This is a genomic window from Leptothrix toolikensis (SeqCode) (genome assembly GCF_057922285.1).
On sequence record NZ_JBYSVC010000100.1, the window covers coordinates 1 to 7,639 of the forward strand.

Below are 7,639 nucleotides of genomic sequence, written 5' to 3' on the forward strand. Positions count from 1 at the left end.
CCCCCTCGTCATCTCCCAACACGTCGAGGAGTCAACCCACCTCCGCCACGTTCGCAGTGTGCTGGTGCGCTCACACCACGTCCAAATCCACCGTCTGCAACGCCTTGACGAGCGCATTGCTGCGCATTTGGATGGGATTGCGGTTGCTGGGGATTTCGGGCTGAAACTCTGTCTTGAAGCGCTGGAAACGCCCAGTGTGGGGGCGGTGTTTACGTTGGCGGTGCGAGCGCTTGAATTGAAGGATGCGGGGTTGTTGCAGCGGCTGTTTGCTCTTGTTGCGGCGGTGCCGGGGGCTGAGCGGGGGGTGTTGGGGGCGTTGGGGTGGGTGTCTGCGCAAGCGTTGCAGGGGACGATCCGTGATTTGTTGATGTCGGGGGATGCGGTGCAGCGGGCGGCGGGGTTGGCGGCGTGTGGGATGCACCGGGTTGATCCGGGGGCGGCGTTGGGGGCGGCGCTGGCCGATGCGGACGAGCGTTTGCGGGTGCGAGCTTTGCGGGTGGCGGGGGAAGTCGGGCGGGTTGATGTGTTGCCGCAGGTGGTGGCCGCTTGCGTGGCGGACGACGCGGCCGAGGACGAGACCCCGCAGTTCTGGGCGGCGCGCTCGGCGCTGTTGCTGGGAGATCGGTCGGCGGGGGTGCTCGCGGTGCTGAACGAGTTGGCCGAAGGGGCGGGGGCGTGGAGCGATGCGGCGGCCGAGTGGCTGCTGAAGGTGATCGAGGTGGATGCGGCGCGGCAGCACTTACGCGAATGTTCACGCCGGTGGTCGGAGCGGGCCAACGAGCCGGGGCCGGCGGGTGTGGCGGCGCGGCGACGCCTGATCCGGCGCTGTGGCGTGGCGGGTGATGCGTTCTTCATCCCGTGGCTGATCGGGCAAATGGCTGATCTCTTGGTCAGTCGGCTCGCGGGCGAGGCATTCACGCGCATCACCGGGGCTGATCTGGCCCGGCTGGATCTGGAACGCACGCCACCGGAGGGCGCGAGTGACGGGCGCTTCGGCGGGCCCAATGATGACCCGAATGACGACTTGGTGGCGCTGGACGACGACGAGGGCCTGCCGTGGCCGGATGCTGAGCGGGTGCAGGGCTGGTGGCAGGCGCATCAGGCGCGCTTCAGCACAACATCGCCCGCTGAGCCGCGCTTCTTCATGGGCGAGCAGCCAAGCCCGGCGCAGGCGCTCAAGGTGTTGCGTGAGGGCGGACAGCGCCAGCGCATGGCCGCCGCGCAGTGGGCTTGTCTGCTCACGCCTAGAACCAAGCTGTTTCAGACGACAGCACCGGCGTGGCGGCAGCAGCGCTGGTTGGCGGAGATGACCACCGAGTAGCGCCACTCAGCCCTTGCCAGCGCGCAACTCGCGCAGCAACTTGTCGCTGTCCAGTTCAGGGCAGGCCTCGACCAAACGGTGCCAGAAATGCTCACGCTCTGTGGCTTGATCGGCGGCGCGTTTCACCAAAATCTTGGCGATGGGGCCGAGTTGCAAGGTCAATATGTGCTGCGCGTGGGCTTTGCAGGCCTCGGTCAGGGTGCCCGATCCGGTGCCGGAGATGGGCGTTGGTAAAGGTAAAGGCAAAGGTAAGGGGGTGAGCGGCGGCGGATTGAGCTCAGGAAAAGCCAAAGCGGCGCTGCCGCTGCTGTTGGGATGGCTGTGCGTGGGGTGGATCGCCGCTTGGGCCTGTGAACCGGCCAAAGCATCGTGGATGAATTTTTGCCGCTGCGCTTCCATGTCGATGTGCTGCGCCACCGCGCTGGTCAAGCTGCGGACATCGGTGCAATGGCGGGCGGCGTCGCGCACCATCAGCTTGGCCATCGGCCCCACATAACTTGCCAGCGAGTGCTCGATGCGGCTCAGCGTGGGGCCATCCAAGCCCGGTATGGGAGCCGACGCTGCACTGCTGCCTGGTGAGTCCAGCATCTGCGCCCACTGGGCCTTGGGCAACACCATGGTGAAGCCATCTTGCTCAGGTGAGTGTTGCGGATGCTGCGGGGGCTGGTTTTGATGGGCCGCGCTGATCAGGGCTTGGTGAAACGCACGGGCTGAGGCAAAACGCTGCTCGACTTGTTTGGCCATGGCTTGGGCCACCACGGCGTCATAGGCCTCGGGCCTCGGTGGATGGGCCAAGGGGCTGGGCGGCGGCGGCGTCTCGTGCAGGATCTTGTACATCACCTGCTCCGGGTTGCCCGTGAAAGGCGCTTGACCCGCCAGCAGTTGGTAGAGCAAGACGCCGGCGGCAAACACATCGGCGCGCTGATCAATGCCTTCACCCATGTACTGCTCAGGGGCCATGTGGCCGGGGGTGCCGATCATCGAGGCCACTTGGGTCAGGCCCATGTTCTCGATGCGCGCGATGCCGAAATCGGTCAGTTTGAGCTGGCCGTTGGTGGCCAGCATCAGGTTGGCGGGTTTGATGTCGCGGTGCCAAACGCCTTGCCGATGGGCGTAGTCCAGCGCGTCGAGCAGCTGCTCCATGATGCTGAGCACTTGGGCCTCGGCCAGCAGCGGTGTCTCTGCCAAGATCTGGTCGAGGCTGCGGCCCTCGACAAACTCCATGGCGATAAAAGCGGTGGTCTCGTCTTCGCCCAACTCGTAGATCGCCACCACACCGGGGTGAACGATGCGGCCCACCGCCTTGGCTTCATTGCGAAAACGCGCCGCGATGGAATCGGCCGCTTGGTCGTTGCCCAGCAAACTCTTGTGAACCGTCTTGATGGCTACCGGGCGTTGGATATGGGGATCGAACCCCTTGTAGACCACCCCCATCGCGCCATGGCCGATCACTTCAGAGATGGTGTATTTGCCGATCTGACTCGGCAAGAGTCTGTCCACTCTTCAACCTTCCAACATTTTCATGGCGTGGTCCAAGCTCTTGCGCATACGACCGAAAGACTCGGCCAGCACACCGATTTCATCCTTGGTCGCGACGCTGAATTCGGGCACGTCCGCCTCGCCCAAGCTGACCTGATCGGCCAGGGCGGATAACTGACTGACCGGCTGGATCACCAGTTTCCAGAGCATGAAGTTGAGGGCTGTGCCGATCAGCAGAAACATGCCTGAGAGCAACCCCATCACCGCCCACAAAGCGTGCCGGGCGTTTTGCATCGGCACATCCATCGGCACCGAAACGATCTGGGCACCCAAGGTGTCGCCAATCTTCCAACCAAAGCCATTGGCCGGGCCGTAGCGTTCCAACAAGGTGGCCGGTGCTGCACTGGGGGTGCTGTGGCACGCCAAACAAACCGGGTTTTTGAGCCGAATGGGGCGTGCAATGAAGAGCGATTGCCCGCTCGGGGTTTCGCGCTGGCCGATGAATTCCGGCATGTCCGGGGCATTGCGAAACTGCGTGATCACGTCTTCTTCCCACGCCACGGCCCGGTCCCGAGGGTTGGTGGGGTTGAGCATGGCGGACTTAAAGCTGTAGTCGGGGTAGACCTTTTGCAGGGCGATCAGCACCTCGGCCGACGAATACGCCGGCACCGATTGCGGCAAGAAGGTGTACTTCATCTGCGTTTCAAGCAAGGGTTTGATCTGCGTGGCGGTGTAGCTGCTGACCGCATTGGCTTTTTCCATCAACAACCGGGCACGGTTGGCCACCTCATCGACAGCGGCAGCTTGCAGCATGCTGCGCGCCACCCAACTTGATCCCGCGAGGCCCAGTAGAAACACCAGCAAGAAGATCAAATTGAACTTGAGGAGCAGTTTCATGGCGCATCTCCGGGCCTCAACGGCAGGGGTTTCCACCCAAGCTCAGCTTCGGGTGCATCACGGGGTGCGGGGGGTGATGCACTGGGCGCGACACTGGGCACCGTCATCGGCGCAATCGGCGCGGACACCTTGCGGGGTGGGGGTGGGGTGATTTTTCGCTCGGGCAAGCGATCAGGCAGATAGGCCCGGCGCAGCGCGGGGTCGATCACGAGCCAAGCACGCAAGTCCGATTCACTGACATCGGCCAGCCGCTTGAGGGGCTTGCTGGCGTTTTGGAACATCGCTGCGCGGGCCGGCAAGGTGTCCATAAAAGCACGCGGCAGTTGCTGGAGAAAACCAGCACTGGGGCGTGGGCTCGCCACCGGCGGTTTGCCTTCTTTGCCTAGGCGGGCGGCTTCACCGCTCTTGAGGCTCAGCTTGGCCCCCGTACCGGGGCGTAGCGTGGCCGAGCCTGATTCGGCAAACAGCTCGCCGCCCTCCCCAGAGACCATCACCACGCTGTCGCCCTTGAGCTCGATGGCATCGAACAGCGGGGTGAACACCGCCACCGCCATGGCCGTGGTTGGCGCTTTGTGGCCAGCGTCCGCATTGAACTTGGCCCAGCCTTGAAGCAGATAGATGCGTGCCGAGCCCCGCTCATCGCGTTGACCGCGTTCATCGCTCAGCTTGGGAGCCAGCACAGCGCGAGTGGCCGGCCCTAGGCTGAGGCGCAAGCCGTCACTGAATTCCACCCGCAGCAACGTGCCTTGGCTGGTGACCTCGACGAGATCATCGGCCTCCAGACGCGCGCCCTCGATCAAAGCGTACTTGCTGTGGGCGCGGATGAGTTGCGCCTCACCATCGACGATGGTGACCACCGCCAAGGGCGCAGCCCTCGCCAGGGGGACCAAGGCCAAACTACTCAGTAAGAGGAGCAACGTCCAAGCCACAACGCTGCTGATCCATCGGTACCCATGCTTGGGTGAGAGAGGAGACATATCGGTTCCTCAACCGGGGTGACGCGGACACGATATACCATCCGAACCGCTTGGCAAAGTGCTCAGTAACGCTCTGCCTCGGTATCCCTGATACGCAGGCAATCGGGCTTGTTGGCAAACTTGGCGCTCTTGCATTCACGGGCTATGCAAACGCCTCGGTTCAGGTGTCCCTTTTCCCCTTGGCAGGCTTCAGTGGCAGTCGTGGGGGCCGGAGGTACCGGGGGTACCAAGGGGATGGCGGGTGGCGGAGGCAGAGATAGCACCGGGGGGGGTGGCGTGGGGTGCGTCGGGAGCGGCACAGGCCTCACTTTGGGCAGACCCGATCCTGCCGAGGCCCGGGGGGCATGGATCGGCACCGAAGCAACCGCTGAAGCTTCGGTCGCTGGGAGCAATTCAGCCGGTGAGCTGACCGAAGTGGGTGCGGGTTCCGGTGTGGATGCGGGTGCGGGTGCTGGTGCCGGTATGGGCACCGGAGGATCAACCACCACGGGCGGTATGGGACGCGGCGCAGGGCTTGGGCTGGGCCGATAGAACCCCAACCCCACCAGCAGCAATCCCAGCACACCCAAGCCGATGAAAACACCCGCACCCCACCGGGATGGCGCTACCGCTTTGGGGGCGGGTGGTGGCTGCTTCAGTGGGGGCAACGGTAGGCTGGTCGGTGGCGATTTGCCGGGTGGGGCGGGTGGCGCTGGCGGGGCGGCTGGTTTGTTGCGGTTGATGCTGCGGATGACCGTCTTTTCCGGATCAGCTTCGGCCGGCTTGTCAGCGCTGCTCCCAGCACGGGGGGGTGGAGGCAGCACGGTTGGGCCGGTTTTTGGGGCGGCCACCGCTTGACTGTGCAGCGCCGCGCGTAGCTCGGCCACACTTTGCGGCCGCCCTCCGGGCTTAACGATCAAGCAGGCTTGCCAAGCCGCCCAAAAAGCCGGCGTGTAGCTGAGCTGGTGGTTTTGCAGCAGCTGCCGCCCGATTTGATCAAAGGCCACCAGATCATCGAGCACCGCCCGCGTGGCCGCTGGCGAGGGCGGCCGGCTGGTCAAGGCAGCGTAGACCACCGCCCCCAGCGCATACAGGTCCGTCCACGGGCCTTGCTTCAAACCGGGGATCTCAGCGTATTGCTCGATGGGCGCGTAGTTGGGTTTGAGGATCGCCGTGAGCGCTTGGGTGCGATCACTGATCACATGCCGGGCAGCACCAAAATCGAGCAACACCGGCCGGCCATCTTCAAGCAGCAAGATGTTGTCGGGCGAGATGTCGCGGTGATAGATCTGCTGGCTGTGCAGCAGCTCCAGCGCCCCCAGCAGCGGTTCAATCACACCCATCAGCCAGCCCTGTGAAGGCGGCGCGGGCATACCGCGCAGCACCTGCGTCAGGGTGTGACCATCGTAGAACGGCATCGCCATATAGGCTGTGCCGTTGGCCTCCCAGTAGCGGTAGACCTTGAGCAAGGCGGGGTGATCAAAGCGCGCCAGTAACCGTGCTTCGTTGACGAAACTACGCAGCCCGATCCCGAAGGTTTCTGCATGGGTGCGGGCGCGCACCGTCACCGCCCCCGTGGCATCCCGCCCGGCAAGCTGCCCGGGCATGTACTCTTTGATCGCAACTTCGCGTTCCAGATCGTGGTCAAGGGCGCGATAAACGATGCCAAAGCCACCCACACCGATCACGCCGCGAATTTCGAACTCGCCCAAACGCGTCCCCGGCAGCAAAGCGTTTTCGTGTTCAGGAATGTCTGCGGGAATACGGGGTGTCATGGTGATCCGATGCCAACCATCAACGAATGCGGCAATGCCGGCTCAAGCTGATTCTAGACCACCCCTTTTTAAGCTCTGGCGGTGAGGCAACCGCCCTGTGCGGTGCTGTAGGCCCCAACTCTCCCAGCGCCACAGGATCGCCTGATCGCTGCCTCGGGTGATCACCAAGTTACCCGTTTTGGTTTGCTTCATCACCCCAAGAGGCAAATCACCCAGCCAGATCACCTCATAGAGCGGACTGCCGTTCACGTCGTACTCGCCATGCGGCTATGGTTGATGGGAGTTTTGCGGTTCATTTTTGAATCCGCCCTGACTTCGCTTTTTTCCATCATGGCAGTCTATCCGTACAGCCAGACCATCTTTGAATGCAAAATATTCAACGCAAGGCCTGCCATCCACAATTACATTCCTGCGACCAATATCACTAGCTTCAAAAAACTCAGCAATAGTTGTTTTTCCATCATTGTTCCAGTCCATCTCCCCCCATGAATACCCATGACGAAAGCTGCTGCTTCCACAAAGCAAAAGATAAATGATCAATATAAAAAATACCGCAGCCAGAAAAATAATAAACATCCGCTTCATCATCTTGCCCAAGGTGCGCTAAAGCCATCAGCCGGACGAATCGCTGGGTAATAGGTTGTCCCACCAAAAGAACCAGAAGAAAGCAGGCTATTACCAAGATCAACGGGTAAAACATGCCGACCGTTGATTCCAATCGTTGATTTACCACTGGCGTAAAAGTCTTTCACGCCTACTTCAGCAAGACAACGTTGAATAGGCGTTCCACAGTTGTTTGTCGCAGCCTTGTAATTACCTTGTGGCTTGGCAAGACAGGCGGCCAAATTTGTTTCCTGCTGTGGTGTTAGATTCAAATTGACCTCTGTTCCATCCCGAAAACCGTTTTTCGCAAGATAGTCCGCCTGCGGCAAGATGCTCATGCCTCCAGTACCATATGAATATGTTGTCCCATTGATAGTGGTAGACACATGCCCAAATGATGATCCCCCCATGCCAACTGGCTGCCAGATAGTCACACCCGTGGCTAATCCTAATGGGTCAGTCCACATGAGCGGATTCCCCGCCACATACCCATAGGTATTGATCCCGCCCTTGAGCCCTATCGGGTCAGACTGAATGTATCGGCCGAGGTAGGGGTCGTAGTCCCGGTGGTGGTTGTAGGCCCAACCCGTCTCTTTGTCGAAGACCTG

General features: G+C 61.8%; 7 protein-coding genes. 1 reads left to right on the top strand and 6 read right to left on the bottom strand.

Annotated elements, in window-relative coordinates; genetic code table 11:
• Window positions 1–1,321 (top strand): TIGR02270 family protein (locus AC3VI7_RS11425; protein ID WP_489671538.1); only part of this gene is annotated, 1,321 nt, incomplete at its 5' end.
• A gap of 6 nt (window positions 1,322–1,327) precedes the next feature.
• Here the strand turns inward: AC3VI7_RS11425 and AC3VI7_RS11430 are convergent.
• The 6 genes from AC3VI7_RS11430 to AC3VI7_RS11455 form a co-directional block, all read right to left on the bottom strand.
• Window positions 1,328–2,809, bottom strand: a complete 1,482-nt coding sequence (locus AC3VI7_RS11430) for a serine/threonine-protein kinase (RefSeq protein WP_489669734.1) — start codon at window positions 2,807–2,809, stop codon at window positions 1,328–1,330.
• Between the two features lie 15 nt (window positions 2,810–2,824).
• The gene (locus AC3VI7_RS11435) at window positions 2,825–3,697 is read right to left on the bottom strand and encodes a c-type heme family protein (RefSeq protein ID WP_489669733.1); all 873 of its coding nucleotides are present in this window, start codon (window positions 3,695–3,697) and stop codon (window positions 2,825–2,827) included.
• Window positions 3,694–4,674, bottom strand: a complete 981-nt coding sequence (locus AC3VI7_RS11440) for a FecR family protein (protein ID WP_489669732.1) — start codon at window positions 4,672–4,674, stop codon at window positions 3,694–3,696. Before AC3VI7_RS11440 ends, AC3VI7_RS11435 begins: the two co-directional genes overlap by 4 nt.
• Before the next feature lie 62 nt (window positions 4,675–4,736).
• Window positions 4,737–6,428 (bottom strand): serine/threonine-protein kinase, encoded by a 1,692-nt coding sequence (locus tag AC3VI7_RS11445; RefSeq protein ID WP_489669731.1) that lies wholly within the window; start codon window positions 6,426–6,428, stop codon window positions 4,737–4,739.
• Between the two features lie 267 nt (window positions 6,429–6,695).
• Entirely contained in the window at window positions 6,696–7,004 is a 309-nt protein-coding gene (locus AC3VI7_RS11450) for a hypothetical protein (RefSeq protein ID WP_489669730.1), read from the bottom strand.
• Window positions 7,005–7,012: 8 nt separating this feature from the next.
• Window positions 7,013–7,639 (bottom strand): RHS repeat-associated core domain-containing protein (locus tag AC3VI7_RS11455; protein WP_489669729.1); only part of this gene is annotated, 627 nt, incomplete at its 5' end.